We start from the raw sequence: 22,636 nt of genomic DNA on the forward strand, positions 1-22,636 counted from the left end.
GACCGGCAAATAATGACATGAGCCGGCAATGCAAAATTTGAACGTTCTGGTCCTGGAAGATGAACCGCTGCAACGCCTGGTTACCGTCACCGCACTGAAAAAAGTGATGCCTGGGCAGGTGCATGAAGCGGCCAGCGGTAGTGAAGCCCTGGCACTGCTGGAGCGCTGCGAAAGGATGGACATTGCCATCTGCGACCTGAAAATGCCCGGAATGGATGGTTTGGCCTTCCTGCGCCACGCCAGCCAAAGCGGCAAACTGCACTCCGTGATCCTGTGCAGCCAGATCGAGCCGATTCTGCGCCAAACTACCGTCTCGATGATCAGGGGCCTAGGCTTGAACTTCCTGGGTGATCTGGGCAAGCCCTTCAATCTGGAGCGCCTGACCACCCTGCTGACTCGTTATAAGAACCAGCGCCACGGCCTGCTCACTACTCTGAAACAGTCCGAACTACCCACCCTGGCGGACGTGATTCGCGGCCTGGACAACGGCGAATTCGAACCCTACTACCAACCCAAGGTGGCACTCGACAACGCGTCGCTCCAAGGAGCGGAAGCGCTAGCCCGCTGGAATCATCCACAGCTGGGAGTACTGCCGCCTTCGCACTTCCTGCACATCATGGAACACCACTGCTTGCTGGACCGCCTGTTCTGGCAACTGTTCGACCAGGGCCTGGCCTTGCGCCGCAAACTGGCGCAAAAAGGCATTCCCCTGAGTTTCTCGTTCAATCTGCACCCATCACAGCTGGCGTCCCAGACCCTGACTGAATCCATTGCCACCCTACTCGTGCTGTTTCAGGTTCCATCCAGCAGCATCACCTTTGAAATCACCGAAACCAGTCTGATCAGCGCTCCCGCCAGTAGCCTGGAAAATCTGGTACGCCTGCGGGTAATGGGCTGCGGCTTGGCCATGGATGACTTCGGTGCGGGCTACTCCTCCCTGGATCGCCTCTGCGAGTTGCCCTTCAGTCAGATCAAGCTCGACGGCACTTTCGTGCGCAAGATGGGGCATCACCCCAGAAGCAGCGCCATCATTAGCTACACGGTGGCGCTCGCCCGTTCATTGGGTATGTCGCTGATTATCGAAGGAGTGGAAACCCGCGAGCAGCAGCAACGCCTACTGGAACTGGGATGCGACATAGCCCAGGGCTTCGTGTTTGCACGCCCGATGCCGGAAAGCCATTTCATTGCCTACTGCATTCGTTAGTCCCTTGGGAGAGCCGATCAAAGAGGCGACCCGTTGCTCAGGTTCTGTACCGCCCGCCCGGCGCTCATTGCGCTGTGACTCGTTGATCGAGCCATCTGGCCCCCCACTATCTGAAGCGATCATGCATTCACGACTTTTCTGGCTTTTTATCTGCTTGGCGATATTGGCTGTTCAACCGGCAGCGGCCCAGCTTCCGAGTTTGCCCAATACGCTGTACAGCACGGCGCGCCTCGACCACCACGACCTTGCCCTTGACGATGAAGACTGGCGTTGGCTGCGCCACAGGTCGGAACTGAAAATCGGTGCCGTGGCTACAGAATCGTCCCCCTTCAATGTCAGCTACAACGACAATCACTACGAGGGCATTACCGCTGACGTCAGCGCTCTGATTGGGCAGATACTCGGGGTTCGTATCAAGATCGTGTCCTTTGCCACCCGGGCAGAGGCCATGCAAGCCTTACAGGCTGCCAATATCGACTTGCTAGGCAGCTACAGCTCCGAGCAGCCTGCCGAGGCCGTCAGGTTTACTCGTCCCTTCGCCGAAGCCCGACTGGCACTGTTCAAACGCAAGGATGAATTGCGCAAATCGCCTTCCAACCTGGACGGATTACGAGTTTCTGTGGCCCAGGAACACAGCACGCAACTGCAGTCGCACTTTCCCTTGGCCCACTTGATGGTCTATCCCACCCATGACGAGGCCATAGCCGCGGCAGCCTTCGGCCATGCCGACATGTACGTGGACGATGTTCTGAGCGCCTACTTCCGCATCAATCGTTCCTACTACGGCTTTCTCAAGTTCGAGCGCTTCGCCGACTTTTCCCAAGGCGGCTACGGCTATGCGCTCCAAGAGGATAACCAGCGCCTGCTGCGGATTATCAACCAGAGCATTGAGGCGATCGGTAAGGAAAAACTCCTCAATCTGAGTCGGCGCTGGGTGGGTAGCGGCTTCATTGCGTCGGACCAAAGGATGGCACTGACGCCGGAAGAGTCGCGCTGGATAGCCCGCAACCCAGTCATACGCCTGGTGATCAATGACGATCTGGCGCCCATTGCCTTCTTCGACGCCAATGGCGTTTTCTCGGGTGTCACCGCTGAACTGCTGGACGTGCTATCACAGCGCACCGGACTCGACTTCCAGGTCACCGCTCGCAACGGCGGCTACCCGGAACAGATTGAAGCCTTGCGCCAATCAGAGGCCGACCTGGCCATCATGACAGCCAGTGCACAACGCGAAGACAACCTGCGCTTCACTCGCTCCTTCCTGACCAGTCCCTTCGTCCTCGTGACCCAGACCGACAAGAAAGGCATGGCACAGCGGCCTGGAGACCTGGCAAACAAGCGCCTGGCCATCCCTTCCGGACACGTGACACTGCAGCATGTGCGCGAGCGCTACCCGCAAGCCGAAGTCATCGAAGTCGGCACCTCGCTGGACGCCATGAACATGGTCTATACCGGCGGCGCCGATGCCGCGGTGGTGTCATTGCCGGCCTCGCGTTACTACATTGTCCGCCTGTTCCAGAATCGCCTGGCTGTTGCCGATCTGATTCACACCCGGCAGGCGACCGCCAGCTTTGCCCTGAGGCGAAGCGATTCGGAACTGCAATCCATCATCGACAAAGCCCTGATCAGCCTCCCGACGGACGATTTGAACGCCATCGCCAACCACTGGCGCTCACCGCCGGGCATGAGCAGCGAAACCTGGCGCGACTACGCGTTGATGATCGCCGAAATCATAGCTGGCGCTTCGTTGCTGCTCCTGCTGTCGCTGCTCTGGGTCTTCTATCTGCAACGCAGAGTCAAGGCCGAGAAAACGCTCAATGAACAATTGCGCTTTATCGAGACCCTCGCAGAGAACATGCCTCCGGCCCTCTATCTCCGGGACATTGAGGGCAACATGCTGTCCTGCAACCGCAGCTATCTGCAGAGCGTCGGTCTGAGTGCCGAGGACGTCTTGGACAAGACTGTGCAGGAACTGCCTGATGAGCACTTTGCGGCAGGGCCCGACCTGCACCAGAACTACCTGCAAGCGATCAATGACGGCAAGACCATTACCTCGGTGCATGCCGTGCAATTGCAGGGCAAGGACGTCTGGATCGAGCACTGGATTCAGCCATTCCAGGACGCCACCGGTGTCATAAAGGGCGTGATCTGCGGCTGGCTGGACATTACCAAGCACCGTCATCTGGTTCAGGAACTGAAGGAGGCGAAGAATCTCGCCGATGAGGCCAGCCGGGCCAAGACCACCTTCCTGGCCACCATGAGTCATGAAATACGCACGCCAATGAACGCCATCATCGGCATTCTGGAACTGGCGCTCAAACGCGCCGACAGCGATCGGATCGAGCGCTCCAGCATTGAAATCGCCTACAGTTCGGCCAAGAGCCTGCTGGAGCTGATCGGCGATATCCTCGACATTGCCCGCATCGAGTCCGGACGCCTGAGCCTCTGCCCCAAACGCGCCAACCTGCGCGAACTGGTGGAATCAGTGGCTAGAGTGTTCGAGGGGCTGGCTCGGCAGAAATGCCTGAGCCTGATCCTCGAGATCGACTCCAGCATCAACGGCGATGTGCTGGTGGACGGGATGCGTTTCAAGCAGATCCTCTCCAATCTGGTGAGCAATGCCATCAAGTTCACCGAAGCTGGTTTTATCAAGGTGAGCATTTCCGGCGAGCTAGTGGAAAACGCTGTGCTGCGGGTCGAGCTCAGTGTCGAAGACTCGGGAATTGGTATTTCCCCCAGCAGCCAGCAACGCCTGTTCCAACCCTTCGCCCAGGTAGAGCGCAACGTGCAGAACATCGAAGGCACGGGGCTGGGCCTGGTGATTTGTCGTTCCCTGTGCGAAATGATGGGTGGCCAGGTGTCGATGAGCAGCACCCTGGGGCATGGCACCCGGGTGGATGTGGAGCTGCGTTTGCAAGTACTGGAGCGCACGGCCACCGCTGAGCGTCCGCCTCAGGTCAAGAGGCGCTACACACAACGTTTGCAGATTCTGGTGGTAGACGATCATCCGGTGAACCGCCAGGTCCTGCAGCAGCAGCTGTGCTTTCTCGGACATGACGTGTTCGAAGCGGAGAACGGCCTGGAGGCACTGCATCTCTGGCGCGAGCAGGACTTTGACGTGATCATCACCGACTGCCACATGCCCATCATGAACGGCGCCGAGATGAGCCGGGCGATCCGCCAGGATGAGCGGGACAAGGCCTGCGAACCAATGATGATCATCGGCCTGACCGCCGACGCCCAGCAGGAAGAAGTGGAACGTTGCATCCAGGCGGGAATGAATGATTGCCTGATCAAACCCATCAGCCTGGATGAGTTGGAAGAACGTCTGCTGACCATGGGACAGGCCGATGAGAGCGAACGTGAGAACCTCATCCCCACAAAGCACACCAGCCCCCGCTCTTCTCGGGTATTCGACCTGGAGTCCTTGCATACCCTGGTGGGCAGCGAGCCGACGATGTTGCATCACATCTTGAATGAGTTGCTCAGTAACAATCGCATGGACATGCAGAGCCTCGACACCTTGCTTCAAGAGCAGGCAACAGCTGAGTTGGCAGAGTTGGCGCATCGTATCAAGGGCGCTGCGCGCGTGGTCAAAGGCGAAGAATTGGTAGAGAGTTGTCGTCAGCTGGAAGATGCCTGCCTGAGCCCCGACCTGTCCCTGAACATGGTCAAGGAATGCGTGGAACAGGTGAGACAGGCCATCATCACCCTCGAACAGCGCCTGTTTGAACAACGTAGGGTCTGGGAAGAACTGCCTATCGACTGACAACAAGAGGCTCGCCTCTCGGGCGGCCCCTCGACCTCAGCGCTTTTTTGCAGACAAACGAAAAAAGGCACCTCTAGAGGTGCCTTTTATCGTGAATATGGTCGGGGTAAGGGGATTCGAACTCCTGACATCCTGCTCCCAAAGCAGGCGCGCTACCGGACTGCGCTATACCCCGGTAAAAAAAAGGCACCTTTAAAAGGCGCCTTCTGCGAACAGAGCTTTTGGCGTCTGATCTTAAGATTCGATTCCAGCGAACTGGTCTCAAAAATGGTGGGTCGTGTGGGATTCGAACCTACGACCAATTGGTTAAAAGCCAACTGCTCTACCAACTGAGCTAACGACCCAAAAATGGTCGGGGTAAGGGGATTCGAACTCCTGACATCCTGCTCCCAAAGCAGGCGCGCTACCGGACTGCGCTATACCCCGGTTTTAAATTGGCTCCGTGACCAGGACTCGAACCTGGGACCCAATGATTAACAGTCATTTGCTCTACCGACTGAGCTATCACGGAACTACATATTTCAAGCTACAACGTTTTTACTTCATCCTCTTTGGCTTTCCCGTATCGTTACGTTCATGCCTCTGAGGCGCGCTATTTTACAATCTTCAAACTACCTGTCAACCCCTTAAATTGCTTTTAAGACAATGATTTGCGACTTCATTGCCGGTTTCTTCTACATCAGAAAAAACCTATGGGGTGACTGACTGCGGGGCGCACTTTACAAGCCTTTTCCTTTCAGTTCAACGCCCTAGTGAAAAAAAAGGCCTCGCCATGCGAGGCCTTTTCATCAATACGCCACTGAGCGATCAGGCAAAGACGATTTCATCGTCCCGCACCGACGCAGTGACTGTTGCTCCTGGCAGGAAACCACCGGACAGGATCAACTGGGCCAACGGGTTCTCGATCCAGCGCTGGATCGCACGCTTCAGCGGCCGTGCGCCATACACCGGGTCGTAACCCACGGCGATCAGCTTGTCCAAGGCCTCGTCGCTCAGTTCCAGGCTCAGCTCGCGCTCCGCCAGACGGCTGCGCAGGCGCCCCAACTGGATCTGCGTGATGCCAGCGATCTGATCCCGTGCCAGAGGCTCGAAGATCACTACTTCGTCGACCCGGTTGATGAACTCCGGCCGGAAGTGGGTGGACACCGCATCCATCACCGCTGCCCGCTGTGCCTCGCGATCCCCTACCAACTCCTGGATCTGTGCCGAGCCCAGGTTGGAGGTCATGACGATCACCGTGTTGCGAAAGTCCACAGTGCGTCCGTGGCTGTCCGTCAGGCGACCATCTTCCAGAACCTGCAGCAGGATATTGAACACATCCGGGTGCGCCTTCTCGACTTCGTCCAGCAGGATGACCGAGTAAGGCTTGCGACGCACGGCTTCGGTCAGGTAGCCACCTTCTTCATAACCGACATAGCCTGGCGGCGCACCGATCAGGCGAGCCACGGAGTGTTTCTCCATGAACTCGGACATGTCGATCCGCACCATGGCTTCCTCGGTATCGAAGAGGAACTCCGCCAAGGCCTTGCACAACTCAGTCTTACCCACGCCGGTTGGGCCGAGGAACATGAACGAACCACTTGGCCGGTTCGGATCGGACAAGCCAGCCCGGGAGCGGCGCACTGCGTTGGATACCGCCACCACGGCTTCGTTCTGGCCGATCACCCGTTGATGCAGCAGGCTTTCCATCTTCAACAGCTTGTCGCGCTCGCCTTCGAGCATTTTCGACACCGGGATGCCGGTCCACTTGGACACCACTTCGGCAATTTCTTCCTCGGTGACCTTGCTGCGCAGCAACTGGTTCTCGCTGTGGCCGTGCTGGTCGACCATCTGCAGGCTGCGCTCCAGATCCGGGATCACCCCGTACTGCAGCTCGGCCATGCGGTTCAGGTCGCCTTTACGCCGCGCCGCTTCCAGCTCCTGACGCGACTGCTCGATCTTCTGCTGGATCTGCGCAGAGCCCTGCACTTCGGCTTTCTCCGAGGTCCAGACTTCTTCCAGGTCAGCGTACTCACGCTCCAGGCGGACAATCTCTTCCTGGAGTTTTTCCAGACGCTTGATCGCCGCCTCGTCGTCTTCCTTCTTCAGCGCCTGGGATTCGACTTTCAGTTGAATCAGGCGCCGCTCCAGACGGTCCAGCACTTCCGGCTTGGAGTCGATCTCCATGCGGATGCGGCTGGCAGCTTCGTCGATCAGGTCAATGGCCTTGTCCGGCAGTTGCCGATCTGTGATGTAACGATGGCTGAGCTTGGCCGCGGCAATGATCGCACCGTCGGTGATGGCTACCTTATGGTGCACCTCATAGCGCTCTTTCAGGCCACGCAGGATGGCGATGGTGTCTTCCTCGCTCGGCTCGTCCACCAACACTTTCTGGAAGCGCCGCTCAAGGGCTGCATCCTTCTCTATATATTGGCGGTACTCGTTGAGCGTGGTGGCACCGACGCAATGCAGCTCGCCACGGGCCAGGGCCGGTTTGAGCATGTTGCCCGCATCCATCGAGCCTTCGCCTTTACCGGCGCCGACCATGGTGTGCAGCTCGTCGATGAACAGGATGATCTGACCTTCCTGCTTCGACAGCTCGTTGAGCAGGGATTTCAGGCGTTCCTCGAACTCGCCACGGTACTTGGCACCGGCAATCAGCGCGCCCATGTCCAGGGACAGCAGGCGCTTGCCTTTCAGGCCATCAGGCACTTCGCCATTAATGATCCGCTGGGCCAGGCCTTCGGCGATGGCGGTTTTACCCACGCCAGGTTCACCGATCAGCACCGGGTTGTTCTTGGTCCGGCGTTGCAGCACCTGGATGGTCCGGCGAATTTCATCGTCACGCCCGATCACCGGGTCAAGCTTGCCCTCTTCGGCGCGCTTGGTCAGGTCGACGGTGTACTTGTCCAGGGCCTGGCGCGACTCCTCGACGTTGGCGTCATTCACCGCCTCGCCGCCGCGCAGGTTGTTGATGGCGTTTTCCAGGGCTTTCTTGCTCACGCCCTGACCCAGCAGCAACTTGCCGAGCTTGCTGTTTTCATCCATGGCGGCCAGCAGTACCAACTCGCTGGAAATGAACTGGTCGCCTTTCTGCTGGGCCAGGCGATCGGCCTGGTTGAGCAGGCGCGCCAGATCCTGGGACATGTTGACGTCGCCAGTGGGGTTCTGGATTTTTGGCAGTTGGTCGAGCTCTTTGCTCAGTTCCTTGCGCAGGCTGTTGACGTCGAAGCCCACCTGCATCAGCAGTGGCTTGATCGAGCCGCCTTGCTGTTCAAGCAGCGCCTGCATCAGGTGCGCAGGTTCAATGGCCGGATGATCGAGGCCAACGGCCAAGGATTGAGAATCGGATAAGGCCAGCTGCAATTTGCTGGTTAATCGGTCTATACGCATTAGTCACCTTCCTTTTGAGCAGGCCGGAGCGATGGACACACCTAAATAGAGAAACCTGCCAGATGTTTCTCTAGATGCGGTCGATTCTGGGAGATTCAAGCGTCAGCTGCTTGACGCAAGTCAGATTAGTCTAGCGTTCAAGCCAGATAAGGGAGGCAAAACGCCCGGTACGTGGGCTGCGCCGATAAGAGAAGAAGCGTGGGTCGGTCACGGTGCAGTAGCCACCACCATAGACCGCCGTCACACCCCGGGTGGCCAGACGCAGGCGCGCCAACTGGTAGATGTCAGCCATGAAACGCCCGGCATTGACGCTAGGGACAAAGGCTTGCTCCGCGGCCGCCAATTGGGCAACGAAAGCTTCACGGACCTCCGCACCAACTTCGAAACTCTGAGGACCTATAGCGGGCCCCAGCCATACCAAGACCTCAGCGGCAGGGACATCCAGGCTGTCGAGAGTGGCTTCCAGCACGCCAGCTGCCAGCCCGCGCCAACCGGCATGGGCTGCCGCGACCCGGGTTCCGGCTCGGTTGCAGAACAACGCAGGCAGGCAGTCGGCGGTCATCACCGCACAGGCAATGCCTGGCGTGGCGGACCAACTGGCATCGGCGCTGACCACGACGCCAGGATCGGCGTGAGCCACAGCAATCCCGTGCACCTGTTGCAACCAGGCCGGGGCAATAGCGAAGTGTTCGGTCAGGCGCCGGCGATTCTCGGCCACCGCTTGAGGCCGATCCTCAACGTGGTCGCCCAGATTGAGGCTGTCAAACGGCGCCAGGCTGACGCCGCCATCGCGGGTAGTAACACAGGCTTTGACCCCAGCCGGCGCGGGCCAGTCAGGAATCAGCCAGCCACTCATCCGATGAACGCCTCACGGTCCTGCTTGAGCAGCGACAACAACCAGACGAAGTCATCCGGCAACGGTGATTCCCAGCTCATGCGTTGACCAGTGGTCGGATGGTCCAACTCCAGGAAACGCGCGTGCAAGGCCTGGCGCGGGAAGTTTTTCAGCGACTCGACCATGGTCTGGCTGGCCGCCGGCGGAATGCGGAAGCGACCGCCGTAAGCCGGATCGCCCACCAGCGGGAAGTTGATGTGGGCCATGTGCACCCGAATCTGGTGAGTACGACCGGTTTCCAGCTTGACCCGTACATGGGTGTGGGAACGGAAGCGCTCCAGAACGCGGTAGTGGCTGACAGCCTGCTTGCCCCCCTCCATCACCGCCATGCGCTGGCGCTGCTGGCCGTGGCGACCAATGGGAGCATTGATCTTGCCCCCCGCAGTCACTACACCGATCACGATGCATTCATAGATGCGGCTGACGCTGCGGCTCTGCAGTTGAGCCACCAACTGGGTCTGCGCCTGAATGGTCTTGGCCACCACCATCAGACCGGTGGTGTCCTTGTCCAGACGGTGGACGATACCCGCACGCGGCACATTGATAATGTCGGGGATGTGATGCAGCAGGGCATTGAGCAGCGTGCCATCGGCATGGCCGGCAGCCGGGTGCACCACCAGGCCCGCAGGCTTGTTGATCACCAGGATGTCATCGTCTTCATAGACGATGTCCAGCTCGATGTCCTGGGCAATCCACTCACCCTGAGCCTCCTGCTCGGCGGTCAGTTCGAGAACGGCACCGCCGTGCACGATGTCCCGAGGGCGGATCACCGCTCCGTCAACAGTCAGGCGGCCGTCTTTGATCCAGGCGGAAAGGCGCGAGCGCGAATGCTCAGCGAATAGTTGTGCGGCGACTTGATCGAGGCGTTGACCGCCCAGTTCGGACGGCACCTCTGCGCGAAGTTCAATTTTATCGGACATGCTCGGACTGGGCGTCGGCACAGCCTTTGGTTTCGGCTGCGCGCTTGTGGTTAAATACGGCGTCTTTTGCCCCGAGGCTTTCAACGGGGCGCTCATCATAACAGGACGGCCCCGCCCAAGACAGCGGCCGTCATAGGGACGCAAGCCGCCATGCAAGTGAAACACCTGCTGCTGATCGCCATCCTCGCACTGACCGCTGCTTGCTCATCGAAGGAAGTCGTTGACGAAAACCTGAGCGAAGTCGAGTTGTACCAGCAGGCGCAGACCGACCTGGACAACCACAGCTACACCAGCGCCACCGCCAAGCTCAAGGCCCTGGAATCGCGCTATCCCTTTGGTCGCTACGCCGATCAGGCACAGCTCGAGCTGATCTACGCCAACTACAAGAATGCCGAGCCAGAGGCTGCGAAATCCGCCGCCGAGCGCTTCATTCGCCTGCACCCACAACACCCGAACGTCGACTACGCCTACTACCTCAAGGGCCTGACCTCCTTCGATCAGGACGTCGGCCTGCTGGCGCGCTTCCTGCCACTGGATATGACCAAGCGTGACCCGGGTGCCGCCCGCGACTCCTACAACGAGTTCGCCCAGCTCACCAGCCGCTTCCCCAACAGCCGCTACGCCCCGGACGCCAAGCAGCGCATGATTTACCTGCGCAACCTGCTGGCCGCCTACGAAATCCACGTGGCCGACTATTACCTGACCCGTCAGGCCTATGTCGCCGCCGCCAACCGTGGCCGCTACGTGGTGGAAAACTTCCAGGAAACCCCTTCCGTGGGTGACGGCCTGGCGGTGATGACCGAGGCCTACCAGCGTCTGCACCTGGACGAACTGGCTGCCACCAGCCTGGAAACCCTGAAGCTCAACTACCCTGACCACCCAAGCCTGGTTGATGGTCAGTTCGTGCCACGGGTGGCCGAAGCCGACAACCGCTCCTGGCTGAGCAAGGCCACCCTGGGCCTTATCGAGTCCCGTCCACCGCTGCCGCCGGGAGAAACCCGCGCCAATCAGGACGTGATGAAGCAGTATCAGGATGCCAAGGACGCGATCCCGTCGGAGCTCAAGCCTAAAGACAGCAACGGCGACGTGGTCGAGGAAGAAGAGCACGAGGCCACTGGCAACAACAGTGACCGCTCCTGGTTCAGCTACATGACCTTCGGCGTGTTCGACTGATAGCGCCGCAGTAAAAAAGGGAGACTTCAAGTCTCCCTTTTTCATGCCCGCAGCTTGATGGGCCTGTGCGCCCGCCGGGCGCTTGGATAAACTGCTCCCTCTTTTCCCCATAAAGCTGGTCACCATGGTTCGTCTACTGTTCTGGATCGCTCTGATTGCCGCTGCGGTATGGTTCTGGCGCAAATTCAAGCGCCCCGCTGCAACTCCCCGCACGCCCCAGGAGCCGGGGAGTACGCCAATGGTGCGCTGCGCTCACTGCGGCGTACACCTGCCTCAGGACCGGGCGTTGAGCCTGTCACAACAGTGGTACTGCAGCCAGGCCCATCTGGAGCAGGGCCCGGGTAGCAAGGATCGCTGAGCCCTACCCCCATCGTCCGCACAATTGGCGACAAAATAACCCGCCCCCGGCACCCTGCGCCGCCCACCCCAAGGGCCTAGACTGAGCTCTCGCCCCCCAACACGGGCGCTATTGCCCGCTGTTGACTGACCCATGAAAACGGCAGCCGCCATGAACCCAATGCCCAGGGTGCTGGTGGTCGATGAGGCCATGGAAGTCCGTGCCCTCGTGGAAATCACCCTCGGCCGCATGCGCCTGCACACCCAAAGTGCCCGCACCTTGCAGGAAGCCCGGACTCACCTGGCCCGGGAGCGCTTCGACCTGTGCCTGACAGACCTGCATTTGCCGGATGGCAGCGGACTGGACCTGCTGCTGCATATTCGCCAATGCCACCCTCAATTGCCGGTCGCACTTCTAAGCAATGACCCAGGCACGCAGGCCTGCGCCCTGGAAGTCGGGGCTTGCGACCTGCTGCACAAGCCGCTACACCCCATGCGCCTTCGAGAATGGATAAGCAGCAGACTGAAGCGGCTGCCCACCGCCACAAAAAAACTACCCGACCATCAGTTGTTGGGGCATTCACCGCCCATGGACAACCTGCGCCAACACATCGACAAGTTGGCCCCCAGCCTGGCGGCGGTCTACATCAGCGGCGAATCCGGCAGTGGCAAGGAGCGAGTGGCGCGTTTGATCCACCAGTTGGGTCCCAGGGCCAGGGCGCCCTTCATTCCGGTCAACTGTGGCGCCATTCCTGGCGAACTGATGGAGAGTGAGTTTTTCGGTCACCGCAAAGGCAGCTTCAGTGGCGCCCTGGCTGATCAGCCTGGACTGTTCCAGGCCGCTGAGGGGGGAACCCTGTTCCTCGACGAGGTCGCCGACCTGCCTCTTGCCATGCAAGTGAAGCTACTGCGTGCACTGCAGGAAAGGTCTGTGCGTCCGGTGGGCAGCCAGGAGGAAAGAGCCGTCGATGTGCGGATTCTCTGTGCCACTCACAAAGATCTGAAGTGCGAGGTAGAGTCCGGCCGCTTTCGCCAGGATCTCTACTACCGCTTGAATGTGATCGAACTGCGAGTCCCCGCGCTGCGCGAGCGCCCGGGAGATATCGAGATACTGGCGCGGCACATTCTGCAACGCCTGGCCAAATCCGGCGACAAGCCTGCCACCCAACTAAGCCCGCAAGCACTGCAAGCCCTGGAGCGCTACGACTTTCCCGGCAACGTACGTGAACTGGAGAACCTGCTGGAGCGGGCCCAGACCCTTTGCGAGGGTCCGTGGATAGAGCTGAGCGACCTGCATCTGCCTGTCAGTGAACACCAGGACCTCCCCGCCCCTTCGCTCCCTCCCAACCTGGACCTCGCGCTGCACCTGCAACAGGTGGAGCGCCATTTATTGCTCCAGGCCCTGGAGGAAAGCCGCTGGAACCGCACAGCGGCGGCCCGACGGCTGAGTCTGTCCTTGCGTTCGATGCGTTACCGCATGAAGAAGCTTGGCCTGAATTAAATTCGACCTTCGGGCGCATAGGGCGCCGGATCGATGATCGGCGCTTGTCCCAGCAGCAGGTCGCAAAAAAGCTGGCAGGAAGCGGGCGCCAGCACCAGGCCGTTACGGTAATGCCCACAGTTGAGCCACAAACCGGCAAAGCCGGGAACTGGCCCGATGTAGGGAATGCCCTCCGGCGACCCCGGACGCAGCCCAGCCCAATGCCCCACGACCTCAGCGTCCGCCAGTGCCGGGATCAGCTCGACAGCAGAAGCCTTGAGGCTTTCCAGAGCGGATGCAGTAGGCGTCTTGTCGAACCCCTCGTGCTCCAGAGTACTGCCTACCAGGATGTGTCCGTCACGCCGGGGAATCGCATAACGGCCCTTGGCCAGGACCATGCAGGACAGGAAGTCGGCAGCGCATTTGTACAGGATCATCTGCCCTTTGACCGGTTCCACCGGCAGTACAAGCCCCAGGCTGCCCAGCAACTCGCCACTCCAGGCCCCGGCGCAGAGCACCACCTGATCGGCGCGGATCTCACCCAGCGAACTGTGCACGCCTGCCACCTGCCGGCCTTCACAAATAAAGCCGCTGACGCTGCACTGCTCGTCGATGTGCACGTTGGGCAAAGCCTGCAAAGCGGCCTTGAGGGATTTGACCAGCCGCGGATTACGCACATTGGCCACATTGGCCATGTAGATCGCCCGCTGGTAGCCGCTCCCCAGCACCGGCACCCCATCATGTACCGCCGAGATATCCACAGCGCTCAGAGGCCGCCCCTCACGCCGCGCCCATTGCAGGGCCTGGGCCTCATCCTCCAGGTCCAGCCAGTAGAGCCCGGTGGTATGCACTTCGGGATCAACCCCGGTAGCACTCAGCAGTTGCTCCGCCAGCTGTGGATAAAAGTCCTGGGACCAATGGGCCAGCGCCGTGACTGCCGGACTGTAGCGCCAAGGGTACAGCGGCGAGACGATGCCTCCACCAGCCCACGACGACTCACGCCCCAGTTCCGAACGCTCTACAAGACGCACCTGCTGGCCCTGGGACGCCAGATTGAAAGCCGTGAGCAGGCCGATCACTCCGCCGCCCACCACCAGCACTTGCTGTTGCTTGACCATAATTCGATCCAATCATGAGAAAGACAGTGGGCGCCGCAGCTCCCCGATACAGAGACTCAGCGTCCCCAGCAATCCTTAGCCGCGAGCCCGTCGGCTTGACCGCTGATGCTGGTGGCACCTGTCTGATCGATGCTGAAGCTGCCGCATTTGTCCCCCGCCATCATCCCATCGGCTTTTGGCGTCGCGGTCAGCGAGAACCCGCTGTCGCTCAGAGCCGGGGTGATGCTGTAGTACTCATTGCCGGTGCTCAGATCCGGGGCGTTGCTGTAGACACCAGTCTTGGAGAAGTGGCGCTCAAGTTGCTGCGCCTGCTCGGTGAGCAGCACGGCGATTTCACTGCGATGGGGCTTCTTCATGTATTCGGTGATGCTGGGAAGGCTCAAGGTAAGGACCAGACCGATGATCGCAATCACGATCATGATTTCGATCAGGGTGAACCCTTGGTTGGATCTGCGCATGGTCAAGAATCTCGCTTACTGAATTTGTCGCCACAGGATGCGCCGGCTGCCACCGTCGTTTTTGTCCACCCGGGGGCTGATGCCGCCACTGGAATCGCGGATGATCTTGCCAGTGCCATGGGTGTGCGCAACCGCAGCGTCGAGCATCTTACCGCTGAACGCTTGCAGCTCGATCAATTTCCCACTACCAGTGTTTGAGTCGGGGCCATCGTTCTTGAACGGCAGAAGGTTGCAGGACACCCGCCTAGCGTCACGAACATGCACCAGCCGCCACGGAACCACACCCATGGGCTCGCCGGCACTGCTCATCGCTGCACAAGGCAAGACCTGTCCGCGTACAAGGGGCAGGGTTAATGGCCGAACATAAGGAGTGCCGGTTATCACTTCAGGCGCTGCTGCAACAGCGCCTGGGAGTAGGCTGTTGGCGGGACCGCGCGCCTGGGCAAATCCCCCTTGCCACAAACTGCCCAGCAACGTAGCGGCAACGACGAGCAACAGCCGGCTACCTTTCGAATCAGGTTCAGTATTTGGCATAAATGCTCTCCAAGACGCTGCGCGAATGACCGGCCAAACCCACGGCAGTCACTCGATACAAGGTGGCGACGGTATTGATCGGCAGGTTGACCGCATCCGTAGAAGCCCCCAGGTTCTGCACCCCATAGAAACCCTCTCTGGTGGCGATCCAGGTCACGGCGGAAACACTGTTGAAGCCCGCGCTGCTGACCGCTGCAGACTCAGCGGGAGGGGCACATTCAGAAGGATTGGCGCATACCGACAAACGATAGTCATCCATGCGCACCGCGTTTTCCCCGACGCGCAAGGCCGCTTCTGCAGCCTGGAATGCGCGGTTGTTCAAGGTCAGGCTGGCGCTCATCTTTTCCTGGAGGATGGCGTTCTGCAGCGATGACAGGCCGATCATGGTCAGCAGCAACAAGAACACCAGGCTCACCAACAGCGCCATGCCTCTCTCCCTGGTGGGCCCTGCGCGATTGATGCCAGGCATCAGGGCAACCTGTTACGCAAGGCCGCCACTAGCGTAAAGCGCTGCGGACGCACACGCTGCTGGGGATCGGACAATGTCAGCTGCAACCGCACGCTGCGAATACGTGCCGGATCTCCCGGGTTGCGGCTGTAGCTGGAAGCGGCACTATCCGTTGTGGTACGGGCCATACCGAAACTCACCTCGAAGGCCTCGACATTATCCAGCAGCACCGCCTGCTGCTTGCCCAAGCCGCTGCCCAGCATCAATTGGTGGTCCTGGAGGCTATAGAACAGCCGGCGCAAGGCCAGGACCTGCTGTCCGCCCTCCCCTTGATGAGCCCCCGAATAGACCACGGCGCTGCGCTGACAGTCGGTGACCAGGCTCCAGGTCGGCGTCCCGCCATAATCACCGATGTCAGCGGTGATCAAGGTCAGCTTGCGCTCGACATTGCTCCACTGAATCGGGGTAGCCGCGTAGCGGGAAAACTCCTTAGCCGTACTGCGATCATTGACGGTGCGCAGGCAACCGGAAAGCCCTGCCATGCGAATTTCCTGGAGCATCTTGCTCAAAACAAAACGCGCATCCTCCAGCAGGTAGGCCGAGGCGTTCTGGCTAAGGTAAGTAGCCTTCGCCGCGATAAACACCTGAGCCGCACCCAGCACCAGCACCAGGCTCAAAGCCAGTGCCAGCATTATCTCTACCAGCCCGAAGCCATGGCTGCCCTGCCTCATCGCGCCCCTCACGAATCCACGGCCACGCGGCTGCTGAGCACCAGAGCGCGCTGACTCCGCGAATGCCCCTCGGCCCGGGAATCGTCCCACGTGATGCGGATGGTATAGACCTGCTGATTGACACTGATACTGCCCTTAGCACTGGGGCCCCCGAAGTTCGCCACGTTGCTGGCGAAATCATGCAGGTCCTGATCCCGCACATTGCCCGGGCTGCCTGCGGCGGGCGTGGCAACACCATAGTCGGCCGCCGCATTGGCACGGATCCGGTCAAGCATGTCATAGGCGATAAAGCTGGCCTGGGCACTCATCCGTGAACTGTCGGTGTACTGCAAGGCCTTGATCTGGACCGCCGCGGCCCCCAGCAGCCCCACCGCGAGAATCAACAGGGCCACCAGCACCTCGATCAGGGTCATGCCGGCCTGTGCATGCTGCTCCCTCATGTTCCAATCTCCGTCACGCTCCCAAGCCCATGCAGACAACCACCGATCTCCGATGAAGCAGACTCGTGTGAGCCCACAGAAGCGATGGAAACCAATGCTCTCGACTTCAAAGGTTAGTGCCAGAGTCAGCCCCGGGCCGCCTCTCGGAACAACCCGCAATACATTGCTCACAGCCCCCTTACCTCTCCCTTGAGGCCGAGCCGCAAGGGCCCAGGCGCCGGGCCGTTTCAATCGGGTGAAACCCTTTGTACCCAAATACACCACCCACCCTGGAACAGGCATCGGCTATAACGGGCGGCGATTCGCCCCATCCCAGACCGGCAAGCTGGTCATCTGCTCAGCGCCTGCATACGGATAGCGTGAACGCCTCATCTCCAGGGAGGAGACACCATGCATGAAAAGGGCTTCAGCCTGATTGAACTGCTGATCGCGCTGGCCTTGCTGGCACTTTTGCTGCCGCTGTCCACGGCTGCGCTCAGTGAACTATTGCGCACCAATCGACAGCAGGAAGCGGCGCAGATGCTCGCCAGCGGCCTGCGCAATGCACGGGCGGCGGCCATCCTGCACCAGCGCACCGCGCTGATACATAGTCTGAACGACGACTGGAGCCAGGGCTGGCGCATCATTCTGGATGTCAGTGGCAAGGGGTGGGAGGATCCAGAGAATCCGCTGCTGATCGAGCGTCAGAGCGGTGGGCAAGTGCTGATTGTGGGTAATCGTCCGGTACAGCACTTCGTGCGCTTCAGTGCCCAGGGCAATCCGTTGCTGCCCAGTGGCGCCTTCCAGGCCGGCACCTTGCATATCTGCCAGGCCGACCAGGAACACAGCCGCCACCAGGTGGTGCTGTCGCGCAGCGGGCGGGTCAGCCTGCGCAGCGAAACCGCCGAGCAGGCCCTTTGCGTGGGAATGGACTGATCAGAGCAGGGAGCGAACCCGCAACTCTTTGGGCATGGAGAAGGTGATGTTCTCTTCGCGGCCAGCCAACTCGTCGGCACCGGTGGCGCCCCAGGCCTGCAACTGCTGGATCACCCCACGCACCAGCACTTCCGGCGCCGAAGCGCCGGCGGTAATGCCGATGCGCTCGACACCGTCGAACCAGCTGCGCTGCAGGTCCTCGGCACCGTCGATCAGGTAGGCGGGAGTGGCCATGCGCTCGGCCAGCTCGCGCAGGCGGTTGGAGTTCGAACTGTTGGGACTGCCCACCACCAGCACCACATCGCACTCGTCGGCCAGTTGCTTGACCGCGTCCTGACGGTTTTGCGTGGCGTAGCAGATATCGTCCTTGCGCGGCCCGCCAATGGCCGGAAAACGCGTGCGCAGGGCATCGATCACCCGGCTGGTATCGTCCATGGACAAGGTGGTCTGGGTCACGAACGCCAGGCGTTCAGGGTTCTGCACCTGCAGCTCGGCTACATCCTTTTCATCTTCCACCAGGTAGATGGCGCCGCCGTTGCTGGCGTCGTACTGACCCATGGTGCCTTCGACTTCAGGGTGGCCGGCGTGTCCGATGAGGATGCACTCACGACCATCACGGCTGTAGCGCGCCACTTCGATATGCACCTTGGTCACCAGCGGGCAAGTGGCATCGAACACTTTGAGACCGCGACCGGCCGCTTCACTGCGTACAGCCTGGGAGACACCGTGGGCGCTGAAGATAACGATGACGTCGTCCGGCACCTGTTCCAGCTCTTCGACGAAGATCGCACCACGATTGCGCAGGTCTTCGACGACAAATTTGTTGTGCACCACTTCATGCCGGACGTAGATCGGCGGCCCGAAGACTTCCAGGGCGCGATTGACGATTTCAATCGCCCGGTCCACACCGGCGCAGAAGCCACGGGGATTGGCGAGTTTGATTTGCATGCTGTGCCTCGTGTCTTGCGCGCAAGAAGTTAGATCGTTATAGACAGCGGATCGCCAGCAAACCAACCCCTACAGAATAGGGCACGGCATGCCGGCGATGCTGTTAAAGCGCTTTGACGTCGATGATTTCCACGTCGAAGGTCAAGGTCTTGCCGGCCAGCGGGTGGTTGAAGTCTACGGTGACTTGAGCATCATCGAAGGCTTTGACCACACCCGGCAGCTCAGTATTGGCCGCGTCATTGAAGATCACCAGCAAACCTTCCGACAACTCCATGTCCTGGAACTGCGAACGCGGGATGACCTGCACGTTCTGCGGGTTCGGCTGGCCAAAGGCGTTTTCCGGCTCAATCGTCAGGCTACGCTGGTCACCGGCCTTGAAGCCGAACAGCGCGGCCTCGAACCCAGGGAGCAGGTTGCCGTCACCGACCTTGAAGGTCGCCGGGGCCTTGTCGAAAGTGCTGTCTACGGTATCGCCGTTCTCCAGGCGCAATGCGAAGTGCAAAGTGACTTCCGTGTTCTGACCGATGCGTTGCTCAGTCAATACCTGTTCAGTCATGAACGGCTTCTCCGGTTTTCTTGCTCTTGAACATATCCAGGGCCAGCATCACCGCGCCAACGGTGATAGCACTGTCGGCGAAGTTGAATGCCGGGAAGTACCAGCGGTTCTGCCAGTGCACCAGGATGAAATCGATCACATGGCCCAGGGCAATGCGGTCATACAGGTTGCCCAAGGCACCGCCCAGTACCAGGGCCAGAGCGATGGCCAGCCAGGTTTCGTTACGCCCCAGGCGCTTGAGCCAGACCACCAGCACGGCGCTGACCACAATCGCGATCAGGGCGAACAGCCAGCGCTGCCAGCCAGAGCTGTCCGCGAGGAAGCTGAAGGCTGCGCCGGTGTTATAAGCCAGGGTCCAACTGAAGTACTCGGGGATCACCACGATCTGCTGGTACATGGTCAGCGAGCTTTCAAAGTGCAGCTTGCTGGCCTGGTCGATGACCAGGACCAGCAAGCTCAACCACAGCCAGCCCAGACGGCCGAAACGGCCTGCGGCGTTAGGCATAGTGACGAACCTCGCCCGCGCCGCTGATGTTATCCACACAACGACCGCAGATTTCCGGGTGCTCAGGGTTCACGCCGACGTCTTCACGGCAGTGCCAGCAGCGGGCGCACTTAGGGAAGGCCGACTTGACGACTTTGAGCTTGAGGCCCGGTACTTCGGTAGCCACGGCATCCGCTGGCGCCTGGGCAAACGGTGCCAGGCTGGCGGTCGAGGTGATCAGCACGAAACGCAGTTCGTTGCTCAGCTTGGCTAGGTCGGCGGTCAGGCCATCCTCGGCAAACAGGGTGACTTCGGCTTGCAGGTTGCCACCGACGGCCTTGGCCGCACGCTGAACTTCCAGCTCCTTGTTCACTGCAACCTTGACCGCCATCACGCCCTCCCAGTACTCGCGACCCAGTTCGAAGTCAGCTGGCAATTCGCTCAGGCCTTCGTACCAGGTGTTGAGCATCACGGATTCGTTACGCTCGCCCGGCAGGTATTCCCACAGTTCATCAGCGGTGAAGGCCAGGATCGGCGCGATCCAGCGCACCAGCGCTTCAGAGATGTGGTACAGCGCGGTCTGCGCCGAACGACGTGCCTTGCTGTTGGCGCCGGTGGTGTACTGGCGATCCTTGATGATATCGAGGTAGAAACCACCCAACTCCTGCACGCAGAAGTTGTGGATCTTCGAGTACACGTTCCAGAAGCGGTATTCGCCGTAGTGTTCCTGCAACTCGCGCTGCAGCAACAGGGTACGGTCCACGGCCCAACGATCCAGGGCGAGCATGTCCTCGGCCGGCAGGATGTCGGTGGCCGGGTTGAAACCGCTCAGGTTCGACAGCAGGAAGCGTGCGGTATTGCGGATACGGCGGTAGGCGTCGGCACTGCGGGCCAGGATCTGGTCCGACACGGCGATTTCGCCCGAGTAATCGGTCGACGCCACCCACAGACGCATGATGTCGGCACCCAAGGTGTCGTTGATCTTTTTCGGCTCGATCACGTTCTTCAGCGACTTGGACATCTTGCGGCCCGTCTCATCGACGGTGAAACCGTGGGTCAGCAGTTCGCGGTACGGCGCGTGGTTGTCGATGGCGCAACCAGTCAGCAACGACGAGTGGAACCAGCCGCGGTGTTGGTCCGAGCCTTCCAGGTACAGGTCGGCACGTGGGCCGTTCACGTGGCCCATTGGGTGCGAACCGCGCAGTACGTGCCAGTGAGTGGTGCCGGAGTCGAACCACACGTCGAGGGTGTCGCTGATCTTGTCGTACAGCGGCGCTTCGTCGCCCAGCAGCTCGGCGGCGTCCAGCTTGAACCAGGCCTCGATGCCTTCCTGCTCAACACGCTGGGCCACTTCTTCCATCAGCTCGACGGTGCGTGGGTGCAGTTCGCCGCTTTCCTTGTTCAGGAAGAACGGGATCGGCACGCCCCAGTTGCGCTGGCGGGAGATGCACCAGTCCGGACGGTTGGCGATCATCGAATGCAGACGCGCCTGGCCCCAGGCGGGGACGAACTTGGTGTCTTCGATCGCTTTGAGCGAGCGCGCACGCAGGGTGTCACCGCTGACCGGCTCTTTGTCCATGCCGATGAACCATTGCGCGGTGGCACGGTAGATCAACGGGCTCTTGTGGCGCCAGCAGTGCATGTAGCTGTGGCTGATGATTTCGGTGTGCAGCAACGCACCCACTTCACTCAGCTTATCGACGATGAGCGGATTGGCCTTCCAGATGAACTGGCCGCCGAAGAACTCCAGCGATGGCACGTAGACGCCGTTGCTCTGTACCGGGTTGAGGATGTCGTCGTTGACCATGCCGTAGCGCTTGCAGGTCACGAAGTCGTCTTCACCATAGGCCGGGGCCGAGTGAACCACGCCAGTGCCAGCCCCCAGTTCCACGTACTCGGCCAGGTACACCGGCGACAGACGATCGTAGAACGGATGACGGAAGTTGATCAGTTCCAGGGCAGAACCCGGGGCGGTAGCGATCACCGAACCTTCCAGGTTGTAGCGAGCCAGGCAGGACTCAACCAGCTCTTCGGCCAGCACCAGCAGGCGCTCGCCGGCATCCACCAGGGCGTAGTTGAACTCCGGATGGACGTTCAGCGCCTGGTTGGCCGGGATGGTCCACGGGGTGGTGGTCCAGATCACGATAGCCGCGGGCTTGGCCAGTTTGGCCAGGCCGAAGGCGGTGGCCAACTTGTCTTCATCGGCGATCGGGAAGGCCACGTCGATGGTCGAGGACTTCTTGTCTTCGTACTCGACTTCCGCTTCGGCAAGGGCCGAACCGCAGTCGAAGCACCAGTTCACAGGCTTGAGGCCCTTGAACACGAAGCCGCCTTTGACGATTTCGGCCAAGGCGCGGATTTCTCCGGCCTCGTTCTTGAAGTTCATGGTCTTGTACGGGTTGTCCCATTCGCCCAGAACGCCCAGACGGATGAATTCGGACTTCTGCCCTTCGATCTGCTCGGTAGCGTAGGCGCGGCACAGTTCGCGGGTTTTATCTGCGCCCAGGTTCTTGCCGTAGGTCACTTCGACTTTGTGCTCGATCGGCAGGCCGTGGCAGTCCCAGCCCGGAACATAAGGTGCGTCGAACCCCGACAGGGTTTTCGAGCGCAGGATCATGTCCTTGAGAATTTTGTTCAGCGCATGACCGATGTGAATAGTGCCGTTGGCATAAGGAGGACCGTCGTGCAGAACGAACTTCGGACGATCCTTGCCAATCTCGCGCAACTTTCCGTACAGGCCAATGCTGTCCCAACGCTGCAGAATCTGTGGTTCGCGCTGAGGCAGGCCGGCCTTCATTGGGAAGGCGGTGTCCGGAAGGTTTAACGTGGCTTTATAGTCGGTCATTTAAGGCTCT

The 22,636-nt window shown here is 60.2% G+C and carries 19 protein-coding genes and 4 tRNA genes; 6 read left to right on the forward strand and 17 right to left on the reverse strand.

Translation table 11 applies throughout. The features are described 5' to 3' along the window. Positions 1-28 precede the first annotated feature (28 nt). On the forward strand, positions 29-1,204 hold the full coding sequence (locus tag Q8O96_RS25485) for an EAL domain-containing protein (protein ID WP_305949689.1): 1,176 nt from the start codon (positions 29-31) through the stop codon (positions 1,202-1,204). A gap of 121 nt (positions 1,205-1,325) precedes the next feature. After that, positions 1,326-4,973: a transporter substrate-binding domain-containing protein gene (locus tag Q8O96_RS25490; protein WP_371826209.1), complete on the forward strand. Its 3,648-nt coding sequence runs from the start codon at positions 1,326-1,328 to the stop codon at positions 4,971-4,973. Between the two features lie 98 nt (positions 4,974-5,071). Here Q8O96_RS25490 and Q8O96_RS25495 read toward each other — a convergent pair. The 7 genes from Q8O96_RS25495 to rluD form a co-directional block, all read right to left on the reverse strand. Then, positions 5,072-5,148: transfer RNA gene (locus tag Q8O96_RS25495), tRNA-Pro, on the reverse strand. A gap of 93 nt (positions 5,149-5,241) precedes the next feature. Further along, positions 5,242-5,317 (reverse strand) — tRNA-Lys (locus Q8O96_RS25500). 5 nt (positions 5,318-5,322) lie between these two features. Continuing rightward, positions 5,323-5,399, reverse strand: a tRNA-Pro gene (locus Q8O96_RS25505). A gap of 9 nt (positions 5,400-5,408) precedes the next feature. Next, positions 5,409-5,484: transfer RNA gene (locus Q8O96_RS25510), tRNA-Asn, on the reverse strand. Positions 5,485-5,780: 296 nt separating this feature from the next. Then, positions 5,781-8,345, reverse strand: coding sequence for an ATP-dependent chaperone ClpB (gene clpB, locus Q8O96_RS25515; RefSeq protein WP_102865463.1), 2,565 nt, complete (start codon positions 8,343-8,345; stop codon positions 5,781-5,783). 130 nt (positions 8,346-8,475) lie between these two features. After that, on the reverse strand, positions 8,476-9,201 hold the full coding sequence (gene pgeF, locus Q8O96_RS25520) for a peptidoglycan editing factor PgeF (RefSeq protein ID WP_102865462.1): 726 nt from the start codon (positions 9,199-9,201) through the stop codon (positions 8,476-8,478). Then, positions 9,198-10,160, reverse strand: coding sequence for a 23S rRNA pseudouridine(1911/1915/1917) synthase RluD (gene rluD, locus Q8O96_RS25525; protein WP_102865461.1), 963 nt, complete (start codon positions 10,158-10,160; stop codon positions 9,198-9,200). The genes pgeF and rluD overlap by 4 nt, the downstream gene beginning before the upstream one ends. Positions 10,161-10,310: 150 nt before the next feature. On the opposite strand from rluD, the gene Q8O96_RS25530 reads away from it, so the two are divergent. From Q8O96_RS25530 to Q8O96_RS25540, 3 genes are all read left to right on the forward strand, one after another. Continuing rightward, entirely contained in the window at positions 10,311-11,333 is a 1,023-nt protein-coding gene (locus Q8O96_RS25530; RefSeq protein WP_102882249.1) for an outer membrane protein assembly factor BamD, read from the forward strand. A 124-nt stretch (positions 11,334-11,457) separates the two neighbouring features. Further along, complete coding sequence (locus Q8O96_RS25535; RefSeq protein ID WP_102865514.1) at positions 11,458-11,691, forward strand: PP0621 family protein; 234 nt, start codon at positions 11,458-11,460, stop codon at positions 11,689-11,691. Positions 11,692-11,841: 150 nt separating this feature from the next. After that, positions 11,842-13,170, forward strand: coding sequence for a sigma-54 dependent transcriptional regulator (locus Q8O96_RS25540; protein WP_102865459.1), 1,329 nt, complete (start codon positions 11,842-11,844; stop codon positions 13,168-13,170). On the opposite strand, the gene thiO is transcribed toward Q8O96_RS25540, so the two are convergent. Genes thiO through pilV form a run of 6 tightly spaced genes read right to left on the reverse strand, consistent with a single transcriptional unit; the run spans position 13,167 to position 16,878 of the window. Continuing rightward, a complete protein-coding gene (gene thiO / locus Q8O96_RS25545) occupies positions 13,167-14,267 on the reverse strand; it encodes a glycine oxidase ThiO (RefSeq protein ID WP_250330525.1) in 1,101 nt (366 codons plus the stop codon). The genes Q8O96_RS25540 and thiO overlap by 4 nt on opposite strands. A gap of 56 nt (positions 14,268-14,323) precedes the next feature. Next, the gene (locus Q8O96_RS25550) at positions 14,324-14,725 is read right to left on the reverse strand and encodes a type IV pilin protein (RefSeq protein WP_305949691.1); all 402 of its coding nucleotides are present in this window, start codon (positions 14,723-14,725) and stop codon (positions 14,324-14,326) included. Between the two features lie 15 nt (positions 14,726-14,740). After that, entirely contained in the window at positions 14,741-15,259 is a 519-nt protein-coding gene (locus Q8O96_RS25555) for a hypothetical protein (RefSeq protein ID WP_305949692.1), read from the reverse strand. After that, positions 15,246-15,686: a PilX N-terminal domain-containing pilus assembly protein gene (locus Q8O96_RS25560; RefSeq protein ID WP_115580966.1), complete on the reverse strand. Its 441-nt coding sequence runs from the start codon at positions 15,684-15,686 to the stop codon at positions 15,246-15,248. The genes Q8O96_RS25555 and Q8O96_RS25560 overlap by 14 nt, the downstream gene beginning before the upstream one ends. 41 nt (positions 15,687-15,727) lie before the next feature. Then, positions 15,728-16,438: a PilW family protein gene (locus tag Q8O96_RS25565; protein ID WP_305949693.1), complete on the reverse strand. Its 711-nt coding sequence runs from the start codon at positions 16,436-16,438 to the stop codon at positions 15,728-15,730. 8 nt (positions 16,439-16,446) lie between these two features. Next, positions 16,447-16,878, reverse strand: a complete 432-nt coding sequence (pilV, locus tag Q8O96_RS25570) for a type IV pilus modification protein PilV (protein ID WP_102865454.1) — start codon at positions 16,876-16,878, stop codon at positions 16,447-16,449. 390 nt (positions 16,879-17,268) lie between these two features. Between pilV and Q8O96_RS25575 the strand changes: the two genes are divergently transcribed. Then, positions 17,269-17,793, forward strand: a complete 525-nt coding sequence (locus tag Q8O96_RS25575) for a GspH/FimT family protein (protein ID WP_268562409.1) — start codon at positions 17,269-17,271, stop codon at positions 17,791-17,793. Here the strand turns inward: Q8O96_RS25575 and ispH are convergent, their stop codons facing one another. The 4 genes from ispH to ileS all read right to left on the reverse strand — a co-directional run bounded on the left by ispH (position 17,794) and on the right by ileS (position 22,626). Further along, positions 17,794-18,741, reverse strand: coding sequence for a 4-hydroxy-3-methylbut-2-enyl diphosphate reductase (gene ispH, locus Q8O96_RS25580; RefSeq protein ID WP_102865452.1), 948 nt, complete (start codon positions 18,739-18,741; stop codon positions 17,794-17,796). A 103-nt stretch (positions 18,742-18,844) separates the two neighbouring features. After that, the gene (gene fkpB / locus Q8O96_RS25585; RefSeq protein WP_115580968.1) at positions 18,845-19,297 is read right to left on the reverse strand and encodes an FKBP-type peptidyl-prolyl cis-trans isomerase; all 453 of its coding nucleotides are present in this window, start codon (positions 19,295-19,297) and stop codon (positions 18,845-18,847) included. Next, positions 19,290-19,802, reverse strand: coding sequence for a signal peptidase II (lspA, locus tag Q8O96_RS25590; RefSeq protein ID WP_102865450.1), 513 nt, complete (start codon positions 19,800-19,802; stop codon positions 19,290-19,292). Before lspA ends, fkpB begins: the two co-directional genes overlap by 8 nt. After that, positions 19,795-22,626 (reverse strand): isoleucine--tRNA ligase, encoded by a 2,832-nt coding sequence (gene ileS / locus Q8O96_RS25595; RefSeq protein WP_102865449.1) that lies wholly within the window; start codon positions 22,624-22,626, stop codon positions 19,795-19,797. Before ileS ends, lspA begins: the two co-directional genes overlap by 8 nt. Positions 22,627-22,636 lie beyond the last annotated feature (10 nt).

Source organism: Pseudomonas sp. LPH60, from assembly GCF_030718165.1.
Classification (GTDB): Bacteria; Pseudomonadota; Gammaproteobacteria; order Pseudomonadales; family Pseudomonadaceae; genus Aquipseudomonas; species Aquipseudomonas danubii.